At 41.4% G+C, this 26,082-nt stretch carries 28 protein-coding genes and 2 riboswitches; all 28 genes read left to right on the top strand.

From position 1 onward, the window contains the following. Positions 1-3 precede the first annotated feature (3 nt). The 28 genes from E2R51_RS07320 to E2R51_RS07190 all read left to right on the top strand — a co-directional run bounded on the left by E2R51_RS07320 (position 4) and on the right by E2R51_RS07190 (position 26,065). On the top strand, positions 4-1,182 hold the full coding sequence (locus tag E2R51_RS07320) for an acetyl-CoA C-acetyltransferase (protein WP_133376411.1): 1,179 nt from the start codon (positions 4-6) through the stop codon (positions 1,180-1,182). Positions 1,183-1,216: 34 nt separating this feature from the next. Beyond that, entirely contained in the window at positions 1,217-3,001 is a 1,785-nt protein-coding gene (locus E2R51_RS07315) for an acyl-CoA dehydrogenase family protein (RefSeq protein WP_133376410.1), read from the top strand. A gap of 139 nt (positions 3,002-3,140) precedes the next feature. Then, on the top strand, positions 3,141-3,911 hold the full coding sequence (locus tag E2R51_RS07310) for an SDR family NAD(P)-dependent oxidoreductase (protein ID WP_133376409.1): 771 nt from the start codon (positions 3,141-3,143) through the stop codon (positions 3,909-3,911). A gap of 27 nt (positions 3,912-3,938) precedes the next feature. After that, positions 3,939-4,241: an ArsR/SmtB family transcription factor gene (locus E2R51_RS07305; RefSeq protein WP_133376408.1), complete on the top strand. Its 303-nt coding sequence runs from the start codon at positions 3,939-3,941 to the stop codon at positions 4,239-4,241. A gap of 48 nt (positions 4,242-4,289) precedes the next feature. After that, entirely contained in the window at positions 4,290-4,649 is a 360-nt protein-coding gene (locus tag E2R51_RS07300; RefSeq protein ID WP_133376407.1) for an arsenate reductase family protein, read from the top strand. An 89-nt stretch (positions 4,650-4,738) separates the two neighbouring features. Next, the gene (gcvH, locus tag E2R51_RS07295; RefSeq protein ID WP_133376406.1) at positions 4,739-5,122 is read left to right on the top strand and encodes a glycine cleavage system protein GcvH; all 384 of its coding nucleotides are present in this window, start codon (positions 4,739-4,741) and stop codon (positions 5,120-5,122) included. A 262-nt stretch (positions 5,123-5,384) separates the two neighbouring features. Further along, positions 5,385-5,747, top strand: coding sequence for a toprim domain-containing protein (locus E2R51_RS07290; protein ID WP_133376405.1), 363 nt, complete (start codon positions 5,385-5,387; stop codon positions 5,745-5,747). Next, positions 5,748-6,059 (top strand): thioredoxin family protein, encoded by a 312-nt coding sequence (locus E2R51_RS07285; protein ID WP_133376404.1) that lies wholly within the window; start codon positions 5,748-5,750, stop codon positions 6,057-6,059. A gap of 70 nt (positions 6,060-6,129) precedes the next feature. Beyond that, complete coding sequence (locus tag E2R51_RS07280; protein WP_133376403.1) at positions 6,130-7,173, top strand: hypothetical protein; 1,044 nt, start codon at positions 6,130-6,132, stop codon at positions 7,171-7,173. A gap of 184 nt (positions 7,174-7,357) precedes the next feature. Further along, positions 7,358-7,467: riboswitch (SAM riboswitch) on the top strand. A 91-nt stretch (positions 7,468-7,558) separates the two neighbouring features. After that, complete coding sequence (locus E2R51_RS07275) at positions 7,559-8,584, top strand: methionine ABC transporter ATP-binding protein (protein WP_133376402.1); 1,026 nt, start codon at positions 7,559-7,561, stop codon at positions 8,582-8,584. Beyond that, positions 8,577-9,245: a methionine ABC transporter permease gene (locus tag E2R51_RS07270; RefSeq protein ID WP_133376401.1), complete on the top strand. Its 669-nt coding sequence runs from the start codon at positions 8,577-8,579 to the stop codon at positions 9,243-9,245. The genes E2R51_RS07275 and E2R51_RS07270 overlap by 8 nt, the downstream gene beginning before the upstream one ends. Before the next feature lie 28 nt (positions 9,246-9,273). After that, positions 9,274-10,128, top strand: coding sequence for a MetQ/NlpA family ABC transporter substrate-binding protein (locus E2R51_RS07265; RefSeq protein ID WP_133376400.1), 855 nt, complete (start codon positions 9,274-9,276; stop codon positions 10,126-10,128). Positions 10,129-10,484: 356 nt separating this feature from the next. Further along, positions 10,485-10,847 carry a carboxymuconolactone decarboxylase family protein gene (locus E2R51_RS07260; protein WP_133376399.1) on the top strand — a complete coding sequence of 121 codons (363 nt, stop codon included), beginning with the start codon at positions 10,485-10,487 and terminating at the stop codon, positions 10,845-10,847. A gap of 131 nt (positions 10,848-10,978) precedes the next feature. Then, positions 10,979-11,137, top strand: coding sequence for a YuzK family famiily protein (locus tag E2R51_RS19760; RefSeq protein WP_165967162.1), 159 nt, complete (start codon positions 10,979-10,981; stop codon positions 11,135-11,137). Between the two features lie 213 nt (positions 11,138-11,350). Then, positions 11,351-12,133, top strand: coding sequence for a Fe-S cluster assembly ATPase SufC (sufC, locus tag E2R51_RS07255; protein ID WP_133376398.1), 783 nt, complete (start codon positions 11,351-11,353; stop codon positions 12,131-12,133). Between the two features lie 17 nt (positions 12,134-12,150). After that, positions 12,151-13,458, top strand: a complete 1,308-nt coding sequence (gene sufD / locus E2R51_RS07250; RefSeq protein WP_133376397.1) for a Fe-S cluster assembly protein SufD — start codon at positions 12,151-12,153, stop codon at positions 13,456-13,458. Further along, positions 13,458-14,687, top strand: a complete 1,230-nt coding sequence (locus E2R51_RS07245) for a cysteine desulfurase (RefSeq protein WP_133376396.1) — start codon at positions 13,458-13,460, stop codon at positions 14,685-14,687. The genes sufD and E2R51_RS07245 overlap by 1 nt, the downstream gene beginning before the upstream one ends. Then, positions 14,677-15,111 carry a Fe-S cluster assembly sulfur transfer protein SufU gene (gene sufU, locus E2R51_RS07240; RefSeq protein ID WP_133376395.1) on the top strand — a complete coding sequence of 145 codons (435 nt, stop codon included), beginning with the start codon at positions 14,677-14,679 and terminating at the stop codon, positions 15,109-15,111. Before E2R51_RS07245 ends, sufU begins: the two co-directional genes overlap by 11 nt. A gap of 127 nt (positions 15,112-15,238) precedes the next feature. Further along, on the top strand, positions 15,239-16,636 hold the full coding sequence (gene sufB / locus E2R51_RS07235) for a Fe-S cluster assembly protein SufB (RefSeq protein WP_133376394.1): 1,398 nt from the start codon (positions 15,239-15,241) through the stop codon (positions 16,634-16,636). A 218-nt stretch (positions 16,637-16,854) separates the two neighbouring features. Next, positions 16,855-17,454 (top strand): TetR/AcrR family transcriptional regulator, encoded by a 600-nt coding sequence (locus E2R51_RS07230; protein WP_133376393.1) that lies wholly within the window; start codon positions 16,855-16,857, stop codon positions 17,452-17,454. A 222-nt stretch (positions 17,455-17,676) separates the two neighbouring features. Beyond that, positions 17,677-18,345, top strand: coding sequence for a hypothetical protein (locus E2R51_RS07225; protein WP_133376392.1), 669 nt, complete (start codon positions 17,677-17,679; stop codon positions 18,343-18,345). Between the two features lie 93 nt (positions 18,346-18,438). Continuing rightward, complete coding sequence (locus E2R51_RS07220) at positions 18,439-19,401, top strand: TraB/GumN family protein (protein ID WP_240732997.1); 963 nt, start codon at positions 18,439-18,441, stop codon at positions 19,399-19,401. 157 nt (positions 19,402-19,558) lie between these two features. Further along, positions 19,559-19,930: a VOC family protein gene (locus tag E2R51_RS07215; RefSeq protein WP_133376391.1), complete on the top strand. Its 372-nt coding sequence runs from the start codon at positions 19,559-19,561 to the stop codon at positions 19,928-19,930. 177 nt (positions 19,931-20,107) lie between these two features. Next, positions 20,108-20,956 carry a DUF72 domain-containing protein gene (locus E2R51_RS07210; protein ID WP_133376390.1) on the top strand — a complete coding sequence of 283 codons (849 nt, stop codon included), beginning with the start codon at positions 20,108-20,110 and terminating at the stop codon, positions 20,954-20,956. Between the two features lie 19 nt (positions 20,957-20,975). Then, positions 20,976-21,797, top strand: a complete 822-nt coding sequence (locus E2R51_RS07205; RefSeq protein WP_133376389.1) for a sulfite exporter TauE/SafE family protein — start codon at positions 20,976-20,978, stop codon at positions 21,795-21,797. A gap of 26 nt (positions 21,798-21,823) precedes the next feature. Then, the gene (locus E2R51_RS07200) at positions 21,824-23,218 is read left to right on the top strand and encodes a bifunctional metallophosphatase/5'-nucleotidase (protein ID WP_133376388.1); all 1,395 of its coding nucleotides are present in this window, start codon (positions 21,824-21,826) and stop codon (positions 23,216-23,218) included. A 91-nt stretch (positions 23,219-23,309) separates the two neighbouring features. Continuing rightward, on the top strand, positions 23,310-24,068 hold the full coding sequence (gene yunB, locus E2R51_RS07195) for a sporulation protein YunB (RefSeq protein ID WP_240732996.1): 759 nt from the start codon (positions 23,310-23,312) through the stop codon (positions 24,066-24,068). Positions 24,069-24,136: 68 nt separating this feature from the next. After that, positions 24,137-24,319: riboswitch (Lysine riboswitch) on the top strand. A gap of 120 nt (positions 24,320-24,439) precedes the next feature. Next, entirely contained in the window at positions 24,440-26,065 is a 1,626-nt protein-coding gene (locus E2R51_RS07190) for a Na+/H+ antiporter NhaC family protein (protein ID WP_133376387.1), read from the top strand. Positions 26,066-26,082 lie beyond the last annotated feature (17 nt).

Here is a 26,082-nt window from a genome sequence, read left to right as displayed (position 1 = left end):
ACAATGCGTGAGGCAGTAATCGTTGCCGGTGCAAGAACACCGGTTGGAAAAGCTAAAAAGGGAACATTGGCAAGTGTGCGTCCTGATGATCTGGGTGCACTGGCTGTCCGGGAAACATTAGTGCGGGCAGGAAATTATGATGGTGAAATCGATGATTTGATTATTGGATGTGCGATGCCGGAAGCAGAACAGGGGATGAATATGGCAAGAAACATCGGTGCATTGGCAGGACTTTCCCACACTGTGCCTGCCATTACAGTTAACCGGTATTGTTCATCAGGGCTTCAAACCATTGCATACGGAGCAGAGCGAATCATGCTTGGCCATGCCAGCACCGTTATCGCCGGCGGGGCTGAATCAATGAGTCTGGTACCGATGATGGGTCATACTGTCCGGCCGAATATTCGTCTCGCTGAAGAAATGCCGGAATATTATATGAGTATGGGCCATACAGCAGAAGAGGTCGCGAAAAAGTATGGCATTACCCGCGAAGATCAGGATGCTTTTGCTGTAAGAAGCCATCAGAAGGCAGCTAAGGCGCTAGCGGAGGGGAAATTTACCGATGAAATTGTTCCGGTTGAAGTAACGCTTCGCAGCCTGGATGCCAGGCAGCAGCTTCAGGAGCATACGGTGACATTTTCTCAGGATGAGGGAGTGCGGGCAAATTCCACTGTTGAATCACTAAGCAAACTTCGTCCGGCCTTTTCACAAACAGGCACCGTTACAGCAGGCAATGCTTCTCAAACAAGCGATGGTGCAGCAGCGGTTATGGTAATGGACCGTGAAAAAGCAGAGTCATTAGGGTTAAAACCGATTGCTAAGTTCCGATCCTTTGCAGTTGGCGGCGTTCCGCCGGAAATAATGGGGGTTGGACCGGTTGAGGCAGTTCCAAAAGCGCTAAAGCTTGCAGGCTTATCCCTTTCAGACATTGATTTATTTGAATTAAATGAGGCTTTTGCATCTCAAGCAATTCAGGTTATACGCCAGCTGGGATTAAACGAGGAGATTGTTAATGTCAATGGAGGTGCAATTGCGCTGGGCCATCCGCTTGGCTGTACAGGAGCGAAATTAACACTCTCTTTATTGCATGAACTTAAAAGAAGACAGCAGCAATTTGGTGTAGTGACGATGTGTATTGGCGGGGGAATGGGAGCAGCAGGCGTTTTTGAGATGATCAATTAATTTCACACCAAAGGGGAAAAGGGAGGAATTATTCATGACGAACGAAACAAAGGAAATGATTAAAGGCGGAAGCTTTTTAATAGAGGATATTGAAGCGGAGCGTGTTTTTACACCGGAGGATTATACAGATGAGCAGAAAATGATTGCAAAAACGACAGAGGATTATGTGATCAACGAAGTTATTCCGCATGTGGAACATATTGAAAATCATGAATTTGACCGGTCAGTTGCCCTATTGAAATCAGCTGGAGAGCTGGGATTGCTTGGAGCCGATGTGCCGGAGGAATATGGCGGTCTTGGACTGGATAAAGTGAGTTCTGCCTTAATTGCAGAAAAAATGTCAAGAGCGGGCGGATTCTCGATTACACACGGTGCTCATGTAGGAATCGGTTCACTGCCGATCGTCCTTTTTGGCAATGAAGAGCAAAAACAAAAGTACCTGCCAGCACTCGCTACTGGTGAAAAGATTGCTGCTTACGCTTTGACTGAGCCGGGTTCTGGTTCCGATGCACTGGGAGCCAAAACGGTTGCAAAGCTTAATGAAGCGGGAACACACTATGTTCTAAATGGTGAAAAACAGTGGATCACCAATGCCGGTTTTGCTGATGTATTTGTCGTCTATGCAAAAATAAATGGCGAACAGTTCTCTACTTTCATCGTGCAAAGAGACTTCCCTGGCGTATCAGTTGGAGCAGAAGAAAAGAAGATGGGCATTAAGAGTTCTTCCACGCGAACATTGATTCTGTCTGATGCAGAGGTTCCTGTCGAAAATTTGCTTGGTGAAGCAGGTAAAGGACATATTATCGCGTTTAATATTTTAAATATTGGCCGCTACAAGCTTGGTGTTGGTACAGTGGGAGGCTCTAAGCGCGCCTTGGAGCTTGCGGTGAAGTATACGAATGAGCGCCATCAATTTAAAACGCCTATCTCCTCCTTTAATTTAACAAAAGAAAAGCTGGCGACAATGGGCTCAAGGTTGTATGCAATGGAAAGTTCTGTGTATCGAACAGTTGGTCTTTTTGAAGACAGAATGAGCCAGTTATCGGATGAAGAAATTAAAAATGGAAAAGAAGTGGCGAATTCCATAGCGGAATATGCTATTGAATGCTCCCTAAATAAGGTGTTCGGTACGGAAACGCTTGATTATATTGCGGATGAAGCGGTACAGCTGCATGGCGGTTATGGTTTTATGCAGGAATATGAAGTGGAACGCATCTACCGGGACTCACGTATTAACAGGATCTTTGAAGGGACAAATGAAATTAACCGTTTGCTTGTTCCAGGAACCTATTTGCGTAAAGCGATGAAAGGTGAACTGCCGCTTCTTCAAAAAGCGCAGGCCCTTCAGGAAGAATTGATGACCATGATGCCGGAGGAAATCAGTGATGAGCCTTTGGCACAAGAAGCTTACCTTGTTAAAAATGCGAAAAAAATTGGCTTACTTGCTGCCGGTCTTGCTGCTCAAAAATATGGAAAAGCACTAGAAGCAGAGCAAGAGGTGCTTGTTAATATCGCGGATATCGTGTCCCTTGCCTATGCGATGGAATCTGCGCTGCTTCGTACGCAAAAAGCGGTCGCAAAAACGGGTCTTGAAAAAAATAATCAAAAAGTCTTATATACCCAAATTTTCTGCCAGGAAGCCTTTAATGAAATTGAAGGTCATGCAAAAGAAACGATTATTGCTGTAGAAGGCGGAGATACTCTCCGCATGATGCTTTCAGCTCTTCGGAAGTTCACACGCTACACACCTGTTAATTTAATTCCAAAAAAACGTGAAGCAGCAGGTAAATTAATTGCTGCAGAAAAATTTGTGGTGTAACAGATTTTCACTCCTGCCTGACGGGCTAATTCCGTCAGGTTTTTTTTTTTGACATTTTTAACGGAAGCGGTTATTATATTTCCAATGGATTAAACGTTTAAAAGTTTAAACATATAAACTATATAGGGGATGAAAAGATATGACAGTTCTAATTACAGGTGCGTCAGGCGGAATTGGTGAATCTCTGGCAGTCAGATATGCAAAGGATGGTCATCAGTTGATCTTAACCGCGAGAAACTTGGAACGGCTGAATCAATTAGCCGGCAAACTGACAAAACAATACGGAGTTACTGTTAAAACCATTCAAAGCGATTTATCTCAAAAAGGTTCAGCAGTGAAGCTGTACAATGAAGTAGTGGCAAGCGGTTTAACGGTGGAAACGCTAATCAATAATGCTGGAGTGGGATTGTTTGGGGAATTTCATAAAACGGATGGAGTAAAAGAAGAAGCAATGATTCAACTGAACATTACCTCGTTGACAGAGCTGACTAAGTTATACGGAAGCGACATGGTGAAAAAAAGGAAAGGTAAAATTTTAAATGTAGCTTCTACGGCAGCTTTCTTCCCCGGTCCTTTAATGAGCGTGTATTATGCTTCCAAAGCGTATGTAAAATCCTTCAGCCATGCTCTGTCTAATGAATGGAGGGAGTTTGGCGTACAAGTGTCGGTATTATGTCCGGGCCCTACAAGCACCGGGTTTAAAGATGCTGCTCAACTTGAGGAATCAAAATTGTTCCAAAAAGGAATAATGTCAGTGGATGCAGTGACGGAACAGGCATATAAAGAGTTTTTAGAGGGTAAAGAAGAAATTATTCCAGGTGCAATGAATCGCATCCAAGCCCGCTTTGGACGATTGATTTCCAGTAAAAAAGCTGCTTCAATTGTAAGGAAAACGCAAGAAAGAGTATAATATGGTGTATGAATAGAGGTGACAGCAATGGGAGAACAGGCCATGGAGCAATTACGTGCGTGCATTCCATTATTTCAGGCGTTAAGCGACACGTACCGTCAGGATATTATCTTACTTCTGACAAAACACGATACCATGACAGTAAATGAAATTACATCTAAGTTAACGCTCTCCCGTCCCGCCATTTCCCACCATTTAAAAATACTCAGGGAGCAAGGTATTTTAAAAATGGAGCAGCAAGGGACCCAGCGCTATTATTCTCTTGCATTTGAGGATGCAATCGAGCAGTTAAAGCAATTGATTATTACAGTGGAAGATCGCTGTTACTAACCTTATAATACAACTATGCTTGTCAAAAACAGATAGTGAGGTGCCATGATGACAATAATGTTTTACACATATCCAAAATGCGGGACATGCCGAAAAGCAAAAAAGTGGCTCGATGAAGCAGGCGTTTCCTATGAAGAAATTCATTTAGTCGAATCGCCCCCTTCAAAAGAGGAACTCCAGAGCTTTTATCAGAAAAGCGGATTAGATATTAAAAAGTTTTTTAATACAAGCGGGATGAAGTACCGGGAGCTTGGCTTAAAAGACCGTCTTGCGGAAATGTCAGATGAAGAAAAAATAGAACTGTTAGCGACGGATGGCATGCTCATTAAACGTCCGTTGACGACGGATGGAAAAACAGTCACCGTTGGGTTTAAAGAAGCTGAGTTTGAAGAAAACTGGAAACAGTAAAAGAAGAGATTCATCACTTGTGTTCAGCCATTGAATATGCAAAAATTAAGTTGTAGAAAAGCACGCAGATTGAAAGTGGAGGGAATAAAATGAGTTCACCTAAAGAGTTACGTTATTCTGAAGAACATGAGTGGGTAAAAGTAGAGGACAATAAAGTTCGTATTGGAATTACTGCTTTCGCTCAATCAGAACTTGGCGACATCGTATTTGTCGAGCTTCCAGAGGTTGGCGATGAATTAAAAGCTGACGAGCCGTTTGGCAGTGTTGAATCAGTAAAAACTGTTTCCGAGCTTTATGCACCAGTTAGCGGTAAAGTAGTTGAAGTAAACGAGGAACTTAGCGATAGCCCTGAATTTGTAAATGAATCTCCATTTGAAAAGGCATGGATGGTTGTTGTTGAACTTGATAATGCTGACGAGCTGGACGAGCTGATGAGTGCTGAACAATATGATGAAATGATTCAGGAAGATTAAGCGCTACATAAACGTTAAGCTGCTGCCGATAACAGGCGGCAGCTTTTTTATTCTTTCTGCGATGAATAAAGTGATTAACCTGCAGGAGGGAAGTGAATGCTAGGTGTACGCCTGGCAAAGGTTTATCGGTATAATCGTTTTAGTTATTTGCATTATTAAAAGAAACAAGCGAAAATAAAAGAAGCATCATATACTACTTTAATCAAAGGTTCGAAATTTTATTTTGCACTTGATTATTATGAATGATAGGGTGTGATTGGCAATGGATGATGGGAGCGATAAGGTCATCATAGTTGAAGGTACCTCGGATAAACGAAAAGTAAAACCGATCATTCGTGAATCGGTTGAAATCATTTGTACTAATGGAACCATCAGCTTTAACAGAATGGATGAATTAATTGATCAGCTGTCAAATCGGGATGTCTATATTCTGGTTGACGCAGATGAAGCGGGTGAAAAACTCCGTAAGCAGTTTAAACGGGAATTTCCTGATGCAGAGCATTTGTATATTGATCGTGCCTATCGAGAGGTGGCGACATCTCCCTCTAACCATTTAGCCTCCTTATTGTTAAGTGCAAATATCGATATCCATACAGAGTTTTTGGAAAAAAGGATGAATTTATAAATGATCAATGAATGGAACTTGGAGCTTTTGCAGGATAATCTTGATAATGAAACACACACAGCCCTTTATTTATATACACCGATGTGCGGTACCTGTAAGCTGGCTGGAAGAATGCTTGATATTACAGCTGCAACCGTTTCAGGCTATAAAATAGGGAAAGCAGATTTAAACTTTTCAGAATCGCTTGCAGAGGACTATCAAGTTGAAAGTGTCCCCTGCCTGTTAATTTGGAAAAATGGAGAACTGGTTGACAAAACGTATAAGTTTGAGTCAGTGCCAAATTTGTTTGAGAAAATGCAAAGTCACCTGTAACAAGCCATTTGTTATGCCGGTGGCTTTTTTGTTATTGATCTGCAGTGAAAATGAATAGGGGGTGTTGTAAGTGCGAATAGCATCTGCCAGGGCAGCAGGAAAACAATGGGTGCAAGAGCATGCCTGTTTGAAACCCTGGTTTAAAGGAGCTTATTTTACTGGTTCAACCGTTGGAAAGAGCAGCGAGGCGGAGCTTTCAAACCATTCGGATGTGGATATCGTTATTGTCACAACGCATGAGGAGCCGCCTTTAAAACTGGGAAAGTTTGAATATAAGGGTGTGCTGCTTGAGATTACTTATTTTTCATGGAATCAGCTATGTTCAATTGAATCGGTTCAACACTCCTATCATTTAGCGAATTCTTTTCGAACAGATACCATTATTTCGGATCCCTCTGGTGAATTGGGGGTGCTGCAAAAAAAGGTATCAGGCAGCTTCAAGCAAAAAACATGGACAACCGCTCGTTGTCAAGATGCGGTCAATAAAATCAGAGCTGGCATGAATACGGTCGATTCCGCTGCTCCGTTTCATGATAGAGTAACAGGATGGCTGTTTCCAACAGGTATAACAACGCATGTTGTTCTTGCTGCGGCCCATCAAAATCCTACAGTTCGTCTGCGGTACCCCGCTGCACGGGATGTGCTTTTCCAGTATAAAGAAGCGGGTCTTTATAACGAGCTGCTAACATTGCTCGGCAGCCATGCGCTGCCGCCACACCGTGCAGAACATCATGTAAAACAGCTCGCAAAAACCTTTGATGCTGCTGCAAAGTCAGCGCGTACACCGTTTTTCTTCAGCAGTGACATTACCGTCCAGGCAAGACCGATTGCAATAGATGGCAGCCTGAAAATGATTGATTTGGGCCTTCACAGAGAAGCGATGTTTTGGATCGTGGCTACATTCGCCCGCTGCCATAAAATTCTGGAAGCTGATGCTTCTTCTCAGATGCAGCGTTCCTTCTTTCCGGCATTTGAAGATGCCGTTACGGATCTTGGCATTACGTCATCTAATGATATTCACAATAGAAAACAAAAAGTGCTCGATTTCCTTCCGGATTTATGGAAAACGGCTGAGCTTATTATACAAAGAAACCCTGAAGTTACAGGTGAATAATAAGATTTATGGTAAATATAATTTTACGGAAATACCTTATTTTCCTAAAGGTGAGCTCAGACAAAAAGATAATCGAATATTTTTTGTTGACATAAATTTTATAACCATGATACTATGACTCTCGTACCTAAAAAACGCATTGCATAAACAAAAAGCAAGCGTTTATAAATTTCATATTTCAAAACTCTTATTTAGAGCGGTGGAGGGATGTGCCCGATGAAACCCGGCAACCGGCAATCTTTAGTAGATTGTAAGGTGCCAATTCACACAGGAAGATTTCCTGGAAGATGAGAGAAGGGACATTGTTTTTCCGCGCCTTTCTGCTCATTTAGCAGAAAGGCGTTTTTTATTTTCTACAAACAGGACACAGAAAGAAGGTGATGGCGTGATTACCATCTCAAATGCAAAAAAGCTGTTTAAAACAAAAAATGGCTCATTAACAGCGGTTGATGATGTCAGTTTAACAATTAAAGAAGGTGAGATATTTGGCGTCATTGGCTATAGCGGCGCCGGAAAAAGCACGTTAATCCGAATGCTGAATGGACTTGAACTGCCGACTTCCGGAACAGTGGATGTGAATGGAAAAGTAATCTCCGGTATTTCTTCTGGAGAGCTCCGCAAGGCAAGACAAAAAATCAGCATGATCTTTCAGCATTTTAATTTGCTGTGGTCCCGGACGGTTCGTGAAAACATCTCATTCCCACTGGAAATTGCTGGGGTAAGAAAAAACACCAGAGAAAAAAAGGTTGAGGAGCTAATCAAGCTTGTCGGACTTGATGGCCGAGGTGATGCTTACCCATCCCAGCTAAGCGGAGGGCAAAAGCAGCGTGTAGGCATTGCACGGGCGCTGGCAAACGATCCGGAGGTGCTGCTTTGTGATGAAGCTACTTCAGCACTTGACCCGCAGACAACAGATTCCATCTTGGAGCTGCTTGTGGATATCAACAAGCGACTGGGCCTGACGATCGTTTTGATCACCCACGAAATGCATGTAATACGTAAAATTTGTCATCGTGTGGCAGTGATGGAAGAAGGCCGGGTAGTGGAACTGGGTAATGTGCTCGACATTTTTAAGCAGCCAAAAGAACCGATCACAAAACGGTTTGTCCAGCAGGTTACAGAGCCTGAAGAAACGAAGGAAACGATTGAGCATCTATTAAATGACTACGAAGACGGGCTTGTGGTGAAGCTGGCATTTGTTGGCGAGTCTGCTGAGCAGCCGCTGATTACCACCCTTATCCGTTCCTTCAATATCAATGTGAATATTCTTCAGGGCAAGATTTCCCACACGCAAAATGGTGCCTATGGAACGTTATTCCTGCACCTCCGCGGTGATGTGCCAGAAGTTAAACAGGCAGTTGAGTATTTAGAAAAAGCCTCGGTCGGTGTGGAGGTGATCACCAATGATTGAACAATTTTTTCCAAACGTGAATTGGGATACGATGTTTGAAGCAACTTATGAAACGGTCTACATGACCGCAATTTCAGTTGCCATTACAGCAGTTTTAGGAATCTTGCTTGGCCTTCTGCTATTCCTAACTTCGAAAGGAAACATCTGGGAAAATAGAGGTGTTTATGCCATTACAAGTGTGCTCGTCAATATTTTCAGGTCGATTCCTTTCATAATCTTAATTGTACTGTTAATTCCATTTACCCGATTTTTACTGGATACAATTCGGGGGGCAAACGCTGCTCTTCCGGCACTGATTATCGGTGCAGCACCGTTTTATGCACGAATGGTTGAAATTGCCCTGCGTGAAATTGATAAAGGCGTAATAGAAGCAGCCCGCTCAATGGGTGCAAGTATGACGACAATTATATTCAAGGTGCTTCTCGCCGAATCAAAACCTGCGCTTGTTTCAGGAATTACCGTTACAGCCATTGCTCTTGTCGGGTATACGGCAATGGCAGGTGTTATTGGTGCCGGAGGGCTTGGGAATCTGGCTTTCCTGGATGGTTTCCAGCGAAGCAGAGATGATGTAACGTTAGCGGCAACAATTATTATTTTACTCATTGTGTTTGTCATTCAGTTTATAGGTGATTTCTTTACAAATCGCCTGGATAAACGGTAAAAATACATTACTTAAGGGAGATATGGATATGAAAAAGTGGTTAACAGGAGCAGTTTCAGCAGCAAGTATTTTGGTTTTGGCAGCTTGCGGATCTTCAGATGAGGAAGCTTCACTTGATGGTCAATTAGATCCGGAAAATCCGATTGAGGTGACAGTGGGTGCTTCAAATGTACCCCACGGTGAAATCTTGGAAGAAGCACAGCCATTATTATTAGAAGAGGGAATAGATTTGAAAATTGAGACTTATCAGGACTATATTCTGCCAAACACAGATTTGGATTCCGGTGAGATTGATGCAAACTATTTTCAGCACATTCCATATTTAGATTCTGTTTTGGCTGAAGAAGGAAATGACTATGATTTCGTCAGCGCCGGGGCGATACATGTTGAGCCGATCGCTGTATACTCTCAAAAATATGATTCACTGGATGAACTTCCGGATGGAGCAACCATTTTAATGAGAAATGCGGTTGGAGAGCACGGGCGTATTCTTTCATTATTTGAAAAAGAAGGCCTGATAAAGCTGGATCCGGAAGCCGACAAAGTGACAGCTACATTTGATGACATTGTAGAAAATCCTAAAAACCTGCAATTCGAAGCAGATTATGAAGCTTCACTTCTCGTGCAGCTTTATGAGAATAATGAAGGGGATGCTGTTGTAATTAACTCCAATTACGCAATCGATGCAGGCATCAGTCCGGTAAATGATTCTATTGCTCTTGAAAGCCAGGATTCACCATATGGCAATATTATTACCGTTAATAAAGGTGACGAGGATTCTGAGGCCATTAAAAAGCTTGTTGAAGTGCTGCGTTCAGAAAAAATCCAAAGCTTTATTGAAGAACGTTATGAAGGCTCGGTTATTCCTGTATCCGGTGAATAACAGCTAAATAAAGATGGGACAAAACCACAAAAGAAGGCTCTTACGAAAAAAATTCGTGAGAGCCTTTTTTTATCTATTCTGGATATTTTTTTGATCAGCCAATAAGGGATCAAACATAGGTTCATTGCAGCAGAAGGTGGCGACTCCTGCGGGATGCAGCGGGAAAGGTGAGACACTGAAGATGCGCAGCATCAAAGTGGCTCACCCCCGCCCCGCGGAAAGCGCCGCCTGCAGCGGAAATGAACCGGTCTCCTTTATAGCCTTCTTTTATGCTGGAGAATCCATTCTTAAAAATTGGGAATGGCTTATGGTTTCCTGCTCATACTATTACCACCACAAATAAAAGAGGTGTAGAAATGGAAGAGCATATTCATGACGAAGATGTATTTACATTAAAAGAAGCAATTGGTGAGTTAAGCAGCAAGATGCCAAACATTATGAAAACATACCATACCTTCACGGAGGAGTGCTTTAAACCGGGAGAACTTTCCCAAAAAGAAAAGCAGCTCATTGCTCTTGGGGTCAGTTTGGCTACACAGGATGAGTATTGCGTGCATTATCATGTGACAGGCTGTGTGGATCATGACATCACACCGGCTCAAATCCGCGAAGTAGCAGCAGTTAGTGCAGCTGTTCAGGCAGGAGCGGTTATGGCGCAGGCAGCAACTGAAGTTGAATGGACGCTGAATGCATTTGAACAAGAAAACGCACCAAATTAAAAAATCCAGATAATTGGGTTTAATGTAAAAATGGCTGGGTAAACACCATGTGTACATGAAAGCATGCCACGGAAAAAATCGAAAAGGAATGATTCATTATCCATAAGATCAATATGGAGTACACAGGTGAGATGGAAAAAGCAATGCAGGGTTCTCATGGGGTTGGTTACGAAACGTACATGAGAAAGCATGAAGTACGAATGGATGTAGAAATGAAAAGAGAAGAAGACTACAAAAAAGGGCAGCAATTAATTGCAGACCTTGATAGCAAACTGCACGGTAATATATAATAGAGAGTATTGAATGAGTCAGTGTTATTACACTGGCTTTTTTTCTAGTTTAGCCAATGCTGGGCTATATATTTATTTTATGACTTTCTTACGGTTATAATTAACGTCAGTAGGATTTGATTCTAGTTTTAATTTGTTATAAGATTAGAATGAGAATAAATTGAGAATGGTTATTCCATTTCAAAATTGTTTATAAACGGAGGTAATTGGGCTATGGCTTCAACATTAGTAATTAAAGATCTTCATGTTGAAATTGAAGGCAAGGAGATATTAAAAGGTGTAAACCTTGAACTTGATAGCGGTAAAATTCATGTCATTATGGGACCAAATGGAACAGGGAAGTCGACACTTGCTTCCGCAATTATGGGACACCCTAAATTTGAAGTGACAAAAGGCGAAGTTCTCCTGAATGGAGAAAACGTGCTGGAGATGGAAGTTGATGAGCGGGCATTAGCCGGTCTTTTCCTTGCAATGCAGTACCCAAGTGAAATTACGGGTGTAACAAATGCTGATTTCCTTCGTTCTGCTATAAACGCACGCCGTGAAGAAGGCCAGGAAATCTCATTGATGAAATTTATCAAAGAGCTTGATAAAAATATGGACTTCCTTGAAATGGATCAAAACATGGCACAGCGTTATTTAAATGAAGGTTTCTCAGGCGGAGAAAAGAAACGTAATGAGATTCTTCAAATGATGATGATTAAACCAGAATTTGGTATCCTGGATGAAATCGATTCAGGTCTTGATATAGATGCATTAAAAGTTGTATCAAAAGGAATAAATCAAATGCGCAGTGAAGACTTTGGCTGCCTGATTATCACACATTACCAACGTCTGTTAAATTATATTGAACCGGATTTTGTTCATGTTATGATGCAAGGGCGCATCGTAAAATCGGGTGGATTTGAACTGGCCCGTCGTTTAGAAACAGAAGGTTATGATTGGATCAAACAGGAATTGGGAATTGAAGACGAAACTGTCGGTCAAGAAGCGTAATCGTTAGGAGGATGAATATGACGACAAAAACGAATTTGCCGGTTGATCAGCAAGCTGTTGAGGCATTCTCTCAGAAAAATGGAGAGCCAGGCTGGCTGTCGTCCCTTCGATTGGACGCTCTTGCCAAAGCGGATGACCTTCCATTACCGAAGCCGGACAAAACCAAAATTACTAAGTGGAATTTTACGCAGTTTGCTAAACATACAGTAGACAGCGATATTTACAGCTCATTGGAAGATATGCCTGAAAGCATCAAATCATTAATTGATGTGGAAACACAGCAAAATCTTTATGTGCAGCGCAATAACACACCGGCTTTCCTTACGCTTTCAGAGGAGCTGAAGGAGCAGGGTGTTATTTTCATGGATCTATTAACGGCAGCAAAGGAGTATCCTGAGCTGGTTGAGAAATACTTTATGACAGAGGCTGTAAAAGTTGATGAGCACAAGCTTACTGCTTTGCATGCAGCATTAGTTAACGGCGGAGCATTTTTGTATGTGCCGAAAAATGTTGAAATAGCTGAACCAATCCAAGCAGTATACGTTCATGATGATACAGACGCTACATTATTCAACCACGTTTTAGTGGTAGCGGATGATAATAGTTCTGTCACATACGTTGAGTCGTACCTTGCAACAGACGCGGTTCAGGAATCAGTTGTTAATATTGTTTCTGAAGTAATCGCTAAGCAAAACGCACGTGTGGTGTATGGTGCAGTGGATAATTTATCTGCCGGTACAACAACATACGTAAACCGCCGGGGAACTGCAGGACGCGATTCCCGCATTGAATGGGCATTAGGCATGATGAATGACGGCAATACCATTTCTGAAAATATTACTAAATTAATTGGAGACAATTCATATGGTGATACCAAAATGGTGGTTGTAGGCCGTGGTAATCAAAAGCAGAACTTTACGACTAATATTACTCACTGGGGCAAAAACTCAGAGGGTTATATCCTAAAGCATGGCGTAATGAAAGATGCAGCTTCATCAATCTTTAACGGAATTGGTAAAATTGAATACGGTGCGACAAAAGCAAATGCAGAACAGGAATCACGCGTTCTTATGCTTAGCGAAAAAGCCCGTGGAGATGCCAATCCAATTCTTTTAATTGATGAAGACGATGTTACGGCAGGGCACGCTGCTTCAGTAGGACGTGTTGACCCAATGCAGCTTTACTATTTGATGAGCAGAGGGATTTCGCAGCATGAAGCAGAGCGTTTAGTCATACACGGATTCCTTGCGCCAGTGGTCACAAAGCTTCCAATTGAAGGAGTTAAAAGACTGCTTAGCGAGGTTATCGAAAGGAAAGTTCAATAATGAATGTAAATGAGATCCGCAGACAGTTTCCGATCCTGGATCAAGAAGTTAATGGTCATCCACTGGTTTATCTGGATAGCGCAGCGACTTCTCAGAAGCCGCTGTCTGTGATCCAATCTTTAAGTGAATACTACCATGGGTACAATGCGAATGTGCACCGGGGTGTTCATACACTTGGAACAAAAGCAACAGATGGTTATGAAGGTGCACGTGAAAAAGTCAAAAACTTTATCAATGCTTCCTCTTCGGAAGAAGTTATTTTCATGCGCGGCACGACCACTGCCATTAACACCGTTGCTTCAAGCTATGGCAGTGCAAATGTAGGTGAAGGCGATGAAATTGTCATCACTCATATGGAGCACCATAGCAATATTATTCCATGGCAACAGCTCGCTAAAGAAACCGGCGCCACACTAAAGTATGTTCCGCTGCAGGCGGATGGGACGCTGTCGCTTGAGGATGTCCGCAATACCGTTACACCTCAAACGAAAATTGTATCCATTATGATGGTATCCAATGTACTTGGAACAATGAATCCCATCAAAGAGATCACCCAAATTGCGCATGAGAATGGTGCAGTGATGGTGGTTGATGGAGCCCAGGCAGCGCCTCATATGAAAGTAGACGTACAGGATCTTAATTGCGATTTCTTTGCTTTTTCCGGTCACAAAATGGGCGCTCCTACCGGAATCGGCGTTTTATATGGTAAAAAGGCGCTGTTAAACAAAATGGAACCAGTTGAATTCGGCGGGGAAATGATTGATTTTGTAGGCTTACAGGAATCAACATGGAAAGAGCTGCCTTGGAAATTTGAAGGCGGAACACCGATTATTGCTGGCGCCATTGGTTTAGGAGCAGCGATTGACTTTTTGGAGGCAATTGGTCTGGATGAAATTGAAAAACATGAACACCATTTAGCAGCTTATGCGATGGATAAGATGTCTTCGATTGAAGGAATGACCATTTACGGTCCAAAAGATCCTGGTAAACGAGCAGGTCTTGTGACGTTTAATCTATCAGATGTTCATCCTCATGATTTGGCAACTGTGCTGGATTCAGAGGGGATTGCTATTCGGGCAGGTCATCACTGTGCACAGCCGCTGATGAAATGGTTAAATGTTTCATCTACAGCCCGTGCCAGCTTCTATTTGTACAATACGGAAGAAGACATTGATCGTCTCATTGCCGGACTTGTGAAAACAAAGGAGTATTTTAGCGATGTCTTTTAATAACTTAGATACCTTGTACCGCCAAGTGATCATGGATCATTATAAAAACCCTCGCAATAAGGGTGCAATTGAAGATGGAAGTGTTACAATTGATATGAACAATCCTACTTGCGGAGATCGCATTCATTTAACGCTTGACGTTGAGGATGGCTTAGTGAAAGAAGCGAAATTCGATGGTGAAGGATGTTCCATTTCAATGGCTTCTGCTTCTATGATGACACAAGTGATCAAGGGACAAACGGTTGACACTGCGTTAAATATGTCAGGGATTTTTTCAGATATGATGCTTGGCAAGGAGTACGATGATTCGATCGACCTCGGTGATATTGAAGCGCTGCAAGGCGTAGCGAAATTCCCGGCACGAATCAAATGTGCAACCCTTGCATGGAAAGCAATGGAAAAAGGTGTTAAAGAGGAAGAATAAAAGCGGAAGGCGCTCGTTCAGCTGTGACAGCGAGATTTATGACTCGAGCAGCTGGCGCCTGAAACTGGATAAAACAAAGGCTGAAGAAATATTTTTCTACAGCTCATTCCAAAAAGGAGGAATCACCATGGCGAAAAAGATGCCGGATGTGGGCGATTATAAATATGGCTTCCACGATAAAGACGTTTCAATCTTCCGTTCAAAGCGTGGACTCACAAAAGAGATTGTTGAAGAAATCTCACGCATGAAGAGTGAACCACAGTGGATGCTTGACTACCGTTTGAAAGCATTAGAGCAATTCTACAGCATGCCTATGCCACAATGGGGAGGCGACATGAGTGGGTTGAATTTCGATGAAATCACTTACTATGTTAAGCCATCTGAAAAAAGTGAGCGCAGCTGGGATGAGGTTCCTGAAGAAATCAAGCGTACGTTTGATAAACTGGGAATTCCTGAAGCAGAGCAAAAGTATCTGGCTGGTGTATCTGCACAGTACGAATCTGAAGTTGTGTATCACAATATGAAAGAAGAACTAACGAATATGGGAATTGTGTTTAAAGACACAGACTCTGCGCTGCGTGAAAACGAAGAAATTTTCAAAGAGCACTGGGGAACTGTAATCCCATCTTCAGATAATAAATTCTCAGCACTTAATTCGGCCGTATGGTCTGGTGGATCATTCATTTACGTACCAAAAGGCGTAAAAGTTGATACACCACTTCAAGCTTACTTCCGCATTAACTCTGAGAATATGGGTCAGTTCGAACGTACACTGATTATCGCGGACGAAGGCTCAAGCGTTCACTACGTGGAAGGCTGTACAGCACCTGTTTACACTACAAACTCGCTTCATAGTGCAGTTGTAGAAATCATTATCAAAAAAGACGCTTACTGCCGTTATACGACGATTCAAAACTGGGCGAACAATGTGTTCAACCTGGTAACGAAACGTGCAGTCTGTGATGCTAATGCAACAATGGAATGGGTTGATGGAAACATCGGTTCAAAACTGACTATGAAATATCCAGCCGTTATCCTTCGCGGAGAAGGCGCTCGCGGTATGACCCTGTCAATCGCATTAGCAGGTAAAGGACAGCATCAGGATGCAGGAGCTAAAATGCATCACCTTGCGCCAAATACCTCTTCAACGATTGTGTCTAAATCCATTTCAAAACAAGGCGGTAAAGTAACGTACCGCGGGATTGTTCACTTTGGACGAAAAGCACACGGTGCACGTTCTAACATCGAGTGCGATACACTAATTATGGATAACCAGTCTACTTCTGATACAATTCCGTACAATGAGATCCTGAACGACAATATCTCTCTGGAACATGAAGCGAAGGTTTCAAAAGTATCTGAAGAGCAGCTGTTCTATCTTATGAGCCGCGGAATTTCTGAAGAAGAAGCAACTGAAATGATTGTAATGGGCTTCATTGAGCCATTTACAAAAGAACTTCCAATGGAATACGCAGTTGAAATGAACCGCCTGATCAAGTTCGAGATGGAAGGTTCAATCGGATAAACCCTCAAAAGCCTTGGTATATAAGGAATATACCAAGGCTTTTTTGTGTGTGAATTAGTGTCAAACCTGTAAACCTTTATAAAGTGTTATTGGAGCAAACCATGTCCACTGATATGTGCCTTGACAGGAATAAAAGATCAGTTTATAATAAAAACTGATCAATCAATCAAAATAAAAAACAAACAATCAATAATCAAACATTTAAAGGCAGGTAAATAATGAAAAACAAACAATATTTAATCGCCGATGCACGCAAAGAACAAATTATTAAAGCTGCTATAGAGGTATTAAGAGACTATGGCTATATAAACACGAGCCTTTCTAAAATCGCCAGTAAAGCTAAAACGAGTACAGGACTAATCTCATATCATTTCTCAGGTAAGGAAGATTTGATGAATAATACTTTACTTTATTTGGCCGAACACGAGAAAGCCTCTATTAAGGAAAAAGTTGAAAAAGAACAAACGTATACGGGAAAATTAATGGCTTTTATAGAAGAGGGCATAGCCTATCGGGGCACGAAACGCGAAAATATCACTGCATTATTAGAAATTGTTTTTAATGTCCGCACACCAAACAATGTTCCTTATTTTAGGGTAGAAATGAATCCTGAAGAAGAGTTAAATGTTCTGTTAGAAGAGATCTTAATCAAAGGACAACAATCTAAAGAATTTAATGACTTCGATAGTAAAGTAGTAGCAATGATTATTCGAGGGGCAATTTCACTTTCAATGTCCTTACCTCAAAATGAAAACGATGTAAGGTTTGAAGATTACAGCGAAAAGGTGAAGAAGAACGTTTTAAAAATGATTAAATAGCTCTCCTTTATAAGTTGATGCATAACGAGTGCAATACTTTCTTTGCACTCGTAAATAGTAAACATTCATTGTTTCGAAGTAATATAATTTTTTTTACTTAAAAACTGATTAATTGATCAGTATTAAAAATACTCAATCAACAAATTTTATATTTAAGAATAATATACAGAAGCTTTTAAGGCCCCGTGTTACCAACATAATGTAGGGAGGAGATCCTTAAATATGATCAATTCTATATTGAAAAGCAAACGCCATAGAAAAATGAAAAAAGTTAAGGAGGGCGATGGTCATCTTTTAAAAAAGTACCGAATATGGAATATGTTCACACACTCATTATTTCATATAAAAATAATAAATGATAGAAATGGAAAAACAACAAAATATGCACTAAAATCCAGATATTTTACTGAAGAGCCGAGGGTTGATCTATACCGGGAGGGCAGGCATGTTGCATACTCCAAGCTTCCAGCCGTGCTGCCAACAGATCATGGCGTAATTGAAGTAACGACAACTTCAAGCGGAATTAGCGGCATTCATTATATTACTGATGAAGAAGACAGTTTTTCAGTATATCCGGAAAAACGTTCGATTAGAGGTTTTCGATGGTGGGTGCATAAACGATTTCCAAAGATTAGCGTATTTATTGGACTGATCGCTATCGTAACCTTATTAATTTCAATTGCCTTAGGGTTAAGCCAATTAATAGAAACCATTTCTGACATTCCATGGGTTACCGAAAATATTGGGACATTTGACTCTCCAATCAACCTATCAATTTGGGCTAATTTTGCGATAGGTATTGCAGCGGCTCTTGCTGGTACAGAACGGGCCCTTATGTTACGGAAACATTGGTTAATAGACATCGAGACTAGTACTTGGGGTGAAAATTAATTCATTGTTTATCAATGCAAACGAACAATTGGAATAATAAATGGAGTCAGAAAAAATGAATAACGGTCAAATTTCAAGAAAGGGTGAAGATTAATGCTAAAACGACTAATGGGCATATTTTGTTTGTTACTAATGCTTTTAGTAGCTGGTTGTTCAGACAATAACAATGAACCAGAACAAAATGAAGGATCAACGGGGCAAGATACCGATCAGGAAGCAAGTGGAACGGGTCTGGACTATGAAGGTGAAGGGGGATTTTTATGGAAAGTTGTTCATGGTGAAACAACCATATACGTACAGGGAACCATTCACTTGGGTCACGAAGACTTTTATCCTCTTGTTCCTGAAATTGAAGAAGCTTATGAGAGTTCAGATGTTGTACTTCCGGAAATTAATATGTTTGAAGCGGAAGTGAATGAAGAAGAAATTAATGATATGGCATTATTTGAGGATGACACGAATCTGCAAGACGTTTTATCGGAGGAGTCTTATACCAAGCTATCAGATATATTTGAAGAGAACGATATGATGTTAGAAGATTATGATGATTTTCAGCCGTGGTTTATAGGAACGTTGTTAGGCGAACTGAGTAATGAGCAAAGTGAGTTAGCACCAGAGTATGGCGTTGATTTATATTTTCTTCAACGTTCTTTAGAGGACAATAAAGAGATTGTTGAATTAGAAAGCATTGAAATGCAATATGATGTTTTAAGTGGCAACAGTATGGAAACACAAGTACAAATGTTAGAACATACTGTAGAGGCCTTTGAGGATATCGATAACTCGTTGAACCAGTTAGGATATAGTTGGATTCATAATGATACTGATGCTTTTGTTGATCAGCTGTCAGAAGGCCTTGGAAGTTATGGTGTAGAGTATCAACAACAATTGAATGATAACCGTAATGTAAATATGGCGAACAAGCTTGATGAGATCCTCCAAATGGATGATGGGCAGACCTACTTCGTTATTATCGGTTCAGCTCATGTTGTGATTGATCCAAGTGTACCAAGTGAGCTTGAAGAAAAAGGGTATGAAGTGGAACGAATCCATTAACAGATGTATTCATTTCTAATAAAAAGGAAGCTTCTTTCATATTCTGAGAGGAGCTTTTTCTTATTACATTCATTTTCGCTTAATCAAATTGTCAGGAAGGGAATTAAAGGGTTCGCATTGAAAGTATTAGGTAAATAATTTTTTATGAGGAGGAAATATGAACCTGGGCGCATTTTCTGTAAGCTTAACAGTTAAAGACATCTCCAAATCAAAATCTTTTTACGAAAACCTGGGATTTGAGGTGCTGGGAGGGGATATGAATCAACATTGGCTTATTATGAAAAACAAGGACTGCGTAATCGGCCTGTTTCAAGGAATGTTCGAAAAGAATATATTGACCTTTAACCCCGGATGGAATCAAAGTGCTGAAGAGCTGGATTCGTTTACTGACATTCGCGACCTTCAGAAGAAATTGCAAGCCAAAGGCATGAAGCTGCTGACTGAAGCAGATAAAACAAGTGAAGGTCCTGCAAGTTTTACAATTGAAGACCCGGATGGCAATCCTATTCTTATCGATCAGCACAGATAAAGTTGAGAATGGTATAGTTAAGTGCTGAAAATACATCTTTCTTATGAAAGGTGTATTTTTTGTCGTCTCACATGATTGCCTCTTTGTCTGCCTGATAAAACCAAGCTGTCTACTGGCTTTTTCTTTCAATGCATTATGATACAATGAAGGTACTTATACATAATAGCGGGTGATGAGATGATCTATATCGGGCTAACAGGCTGGGGAGATCATCCTGATGTTTATCAGGAGGAATCCTCAAAACGGGACAAACTAAAAGACTACGCTGGTCATTTTCCGATCGTTGAACTGGATTCTTCTTTTTATGCCATTCAGCCTCAAAAAAATATGGAAAAATGGGTAAATGAAACACCTGATTCCTTTCAATTTATCGTCAAGGCTTATCAGGGAATGACCGGACATCAGCGCGGCAAAATTCCTTTTGAGTCAGCAGAAGGAATGTTTCGTGCATTTATTGCGTCGCTTGAGCCAATGATTAAAAGCGGCAAACTGGGAATGGTGCTTCTTCAGTTCCCGCCATGGTTTGATTGTCAAAAGGAAAATGTTGATTATTTAAGATACTGTATAGAGCATTTACCTGACTTACCGCTTGCAGTGGAATTTCGCAATTTTACATGGTACACCCCGGAGTTAAAAGACAGGACCCTGTCTTTTTTGAAAGACAACAACTGTATTCACAGCATCTGTGATGAGCCGCAGGCAGGAGAAGGCTCCATCCCGATAGTGCCGGTCGCTTCAAATAAAGAAGCGACGCTTGTACGTTTTCATGGACGAAATGTGCACGGATGGACAAGTAAAGGCAATGAATCAAATTGGCGCGAGGTACGCTATTTATATAATTACAATGAACAGGAATTAATCGAATTAACCAGAATTATTAAACAGCTCGATGAACAGTCAAAAGATGTTTACGTGGTGTTCAACAATAATTCTGGCGGACATGCTGCCCAAAATGCAAAACAATTTATCCGGCTATTGGGTATTGAGTATCATGAATTGGCACCGAGGCAGCTGGATTTATTTTAACAGATGGAGATGAAAGTGAATGGAATGGGCAGTTTTAGTAGTAATTGGATTGACAGCTGGAGTCGTAGGCTCTTTGATCGGTCTGGGAGGAGGAGTAATTGTTGTTCCTGCTCTCTTATTTTTTGGTCCTTCAGCAGGGCTTCTCACAGGTATAACTCCTCAAACAGCTGTAGGGATTTCGCTTGTGGTGATGATTTTTACAGGTCTTTCCTCCACATTGGCATATATGAAAAGAAAAACAGTGGATATCAAAAGCGGGTTAATCTTTTTTGCAGGGAGCGGCCCTGGCACGATTGTTGGTTCCTGGGTAAACAAATCATTAACGCTTGATTCATTTCATCTGTTTTTTGGATTTTTTATGATTTTTTTATCGTTTATTCTCATGATTCGTAATAGAATTAAACCAATTGAGCGATTTAAACGTGCATCATATCAACGGCATTTCACCGATCCGCATGGAACGCAATTTCAATATGGGTTCCCGCCTGTTATAGGAGTTCTTGCTGCTTTTTCAGTCGGGTTTGCTTCAGGGCTTTTTGGAATTGGAGGAGGCTCTGTAATGGTGCCGTTAATGATCATAGCTTTTCTGTTCCCACCTCATGTAGCAGTGGGAACGTCGATGCTGATGGTCTTTTTATCTTCCTTAACCGGATCTGTTTCCCATATACTTCTGGGCAACGTCAACTGGCTGTATGTGCTTGCTTTGGCGCCGGGTGCATGGTTTGGTGCTAAACTTGGGGCATGGATTAATAATCGTTTACAGTCTGACAGGCTGGTATTAGTGCTGCGCATCATACTAATTTTAATTGGTATACGTTCAATAATAGAAGGAATTGTGTAACTGCAGAAAAGGAGGAGTTTCTCCGAATGATCGAAACGATTTATCTTTATCACACCAATGATCTTCATAGCCATTTTGAAAACTGGCCAAGAATTCGAGATTATCTACTTGCTCAAAAAAAACACCATGAAGAAAAAGGAGAGGCTGTATTTCTTTTTGATATTGGTGATCATGCAGATCGTTCCCATCCGTTGACAGAAGGGTCAAGAGGGAAAGAAAACGTACAGCTGCTAAATGAAGTCGGTTATGATGCAGTGACAATCGGAAATAACGAAGGCATTACTTTCTCCCATGAGGATCTTGATTCGCTATATAATGAAGCTAATTTCCCGGTTGTCGTCGCCAACCTTTTTACAGGACAGGGTAATCGTCCTCACTGGGCATATCCTGCATATATCAAAACGACCGCTAAAGGGACAAAAATAGGCATTGTGGCAGTTACCGCTGAATATCCAGCTTTTTATGAACGCCTTGACTGGCACGTCACCTCGGCGAAAGATGAATTAAAAGCGCAGGTTCGGGTGTTAAAGGAAAAAGTGGATATTATTCTTTTTTTATCCCATTTAGGAATTCGGGAAGATGAATGGGTAGCCGAAGAATGTGAAGATATTGATGTGATTATGGGTGGACATACTCATCATATCCTTGAAAATGGGCAGCTTCATGGAAAGTCACTGCTTGCTGCAGCTGGAAAATACGGCATGTATACAGGACAGGTTAAGATCGAGTTTGATCATGCTGATAAAAGAATATCCAAAAAAACTGCCAGGCTGATTGATACCAGCACGCTGCCCCCTGCAGCAGATGAGCATCAGCAGATTGAGAACTGGCAGTTGAAAGGAAAAGAGCTGCTTTCTTCCGTAGTAGCCACGCTGCCGAAGCCTTTATTGCATGACCCCTTACAATCTAATTCCCCCTTGTCTTCATTGCTGGGAGACGCTTTGATGGATTGGTGCAGCGCAGACTGTGCCCTGCTGACAGGAGGGTTATTGTTGGATGCTCTGCCTGCAGGTCCGGTGACAGAGTTCGATCTGCACCGCATTTTGCCTCATCCAATTAATCCTTGTATTGTAGAACTTTCGGGCAGTCAGCTGAAAGAAGTGCTGCGGCAATCTCAAAATGCGGAATGGCCAACCAGTGTGATAAAAGGGCTCGGTTTCAGAGGCACCATTTTGGGAACATTTATTTACAAAAACATCAGTTGCAATGGTCATCAATATAAAGTCAACGGTCAGGAAATTATTGCTGGCAAAAAGTATAAGGTGGCCACCGTGGATATGTTTACCTTTGGCTACTTTTTCCCTGAAATGCAGCGGGCGAATAAAAAATATTTTATGCCTGAATTTCTACGGGACGTCTTACAGCAGAAATTAAACCAGCTGGAGGCAGTGCATAATACCTCACTGACAAGCGATTCATAATTCCTTTTTCTTAAAATTAATAAACTTGAACACAATAAAGGAAACTCGTCCATTTCTTCGCATAGACTTAAGCGAAGGAGGGCGTTTTTTTGTGAAATGGAAAAGTCGAACGATCAGCCCTATGCCTATACGATATGTCTGGTTTATCTCCATAATTTTATTTATTGGCTTTACAATATTAGGATTATGGGTAATTAATGCAGGGGTAAAGCCAACGCTTATCAGCTATGCTGAATTTCAGACAAAGAAAATTGGTGCACTTGTTATTAATAAAGCAGTAAATAAAGAAATCGCAAATGTTATGGATATAAATGAAATTATTGAAAATGTACCAACCGACTCAGCTGAAATGGTCACAACCCAATTTAATACAGAAATTATAAATCGCGTTCAGGTTGAAACGACAGAACTTGTGCAGGAACACTTACGAGCGATTGAACGGGGAGATTTAAGTGTTCTTCGTTCTTTAACCGAGCTTGATATAGACTTGGAAGAATCGGAGGATATGGAAGGTATTGTTTATACGGTTCCATTAGGACAGGCAACAGGAAATGCTTTACTTGGAAATCTGGGACCTAGAATTCCAGTCCGTTTTCAGGCGGTAGGAAGTGTCATGTCCAATGTTAAATCAAATATTCGTGAATTCGGGATAAACAATGCGTTTGTAGAAGTGAGTATTCACATAACGGTTAATGTGCAAATCATCGTTCCTTTTGCGACAAAAGTGACCACAATTGAACAGGATATACCGGTCGCAATGGGATTAATCAGAGGACAGGTTCCTGAAATTTACAATGTTGGCGGAGAAGGAATGGCACCATCATTAGAGGTACCTATTTCCACTGAATAAGCACTTGATCAATAACTAAAAGACTGGTAGTATAGGATGGTAAAAAGAATAAACACCACATCATAATCCGATGGGGTAGAGGAGCAGATTTTAAGAGTACACTGTGTGAGGATGACAACGGAGATCACAGTCGAAAGGAACATCTGCCGAAATGATGACTATTTGTCAAGGTAGTATCATTGGGGTTATCTTAAACAAAGATAACACTCTCATAGCATGATGTTATTATGTTATGAGGAGCTACAGATCGTGATGGAGCATACATTACTATATAAATGGGTAATGGTAGAGACCTCTATCATTGCCCTTTTTTGCGTTTTTGTACAAAATGATATGCCCTCGATACCCTATCAAAGAATAAGGAGGACATTATGGAAGGAACATGGTTATCACTTTTACCCCCGATTATTGCTATTATCATGGTACTAATCACACGGAAAGTTCTTTTATCACTAGGAGCCGGGATTGTCACAGCAGCCTTACTTCTTGTGAGCTTTTCACCGCTCGGTACACTGGAAACATTGTGGCTGTCATTCAGCGGCGTTTTCTGGTCATATGGGGAAGATGGAGCTGCTGGAGAATTAAATCTGTGGAACATTTTCATCATGCTATTCTTAATCATTCTTGGTGTTATCACAGCATTTATTAATGTATCAGGAGGAACGAAGGCGTTTGGAGATTGGGCAATGAAACGTGTGAAAACACGTGCAGGTGCACAAGTATTAACAGCTTGTCTTGGTATCATCATTTTTATCGATGATTACTTTAACAGCCTGGCAGTCGGACAAGTAGCAAGGCCGCTTACTGACCGTCACAGAATTTCCCGTGCCAAACTGGCTTACCTGATTGATTCAACAGCTGCACCTGTATGTGTCGTGTCGCCGGTTTCAAGCTGGGGCGCTTATATTATAGCGGTTCTTGGAGGAATATTATCCACGCATGCTATTACTGAATACACGGCATTTTCTGCTTTCATACAAATGGTTCCAATGAATTTATATGTATGGGCGGCACTTGGGATTGTCTTTATTGTTGCTTTTAGAGGAATCGATTTTGGTCAAATGAAGAAACATGAAGACCGTGCGATTGAAACTGGAAAAGTATACGATGAAACAAAAGATATTCCCGGAGAGTTAAAAAATGATCTTCCTACCAGCAGCCATGGAACTGTCGGCGACCTGATCTGGCCGATTGTTGCTCTTGTGGTCGGGACGGTCTCAGCCATGATGTGGACAGGCAGTCAGCTCTACCGTGAGGAAACTGGAAATGCCGCTTCACTATTGCAAATGTTCGAATATACAGATGTGGCTAAATCGCTTGTATACGGTGCTTTATTCGGACTGGCGGTCTCAATTGTATTTTTTATTCGTCAAATTAACCGTTCAAGTAAAATTGGCGGAAAAGAATTTATGCTGGCATTAAAAGAAGGTATTAAATCAATGCTTCCAGCTATTTATATTCTTGTATTTGCATGGATGATTGTCGGATTAATCGGCGACCTTGCGACAGGTGAATATCTTGCTGGCGTTGTCACAGCTGCAAATATTAATATTGCCTGGCTGCCGGTTTTACTATTTGTAGTTGCCGGAATTATGGCTTTTTCAACCGGTACATCATGGGGATCATTTGGCATTCTGCTGCCGATTGCAGGAGATATAGCAGCAAGCACTGATATCAGTCTGCTATTGCCTGCATTAGCAGCTGTATTGGCTGGATCTGTATTCGGAGATCATTGTTCCCCGATTTCTGATACGACTATTTTATCTTCTACAGGGGCGGGAAGTAATCATATTGACCATGTGATTACCCAGGTACCATATGCTCTGACTGGAGCAGTTATTGCTGGAGCAGGCTATATCCTTCTTGGTTTTACGAACAATACATGGCTTGCACTCGGGCTTGTTATAGTATTGCTTGTAGCGTTCGCCCTTATTATGGGAAGAGAACCTGAAAAAGCAAGAGTCGTATCGGCTCATGAAGGATTAGAAGAAAAGTAAAAAGATATGCCTTAAAG

Source organism: Jeotgalibacillus sp. S-D1 (genome assembly GCF_004358665.1).
Lineage (GTDB): Bacteria > Bacillota > Bacilli > Bacillales > Jeotgalibacillaceae > Jeotgalibacillus.
This window is presented reverse-complemented; position numbering and strand designations above follow the sequence as displayed.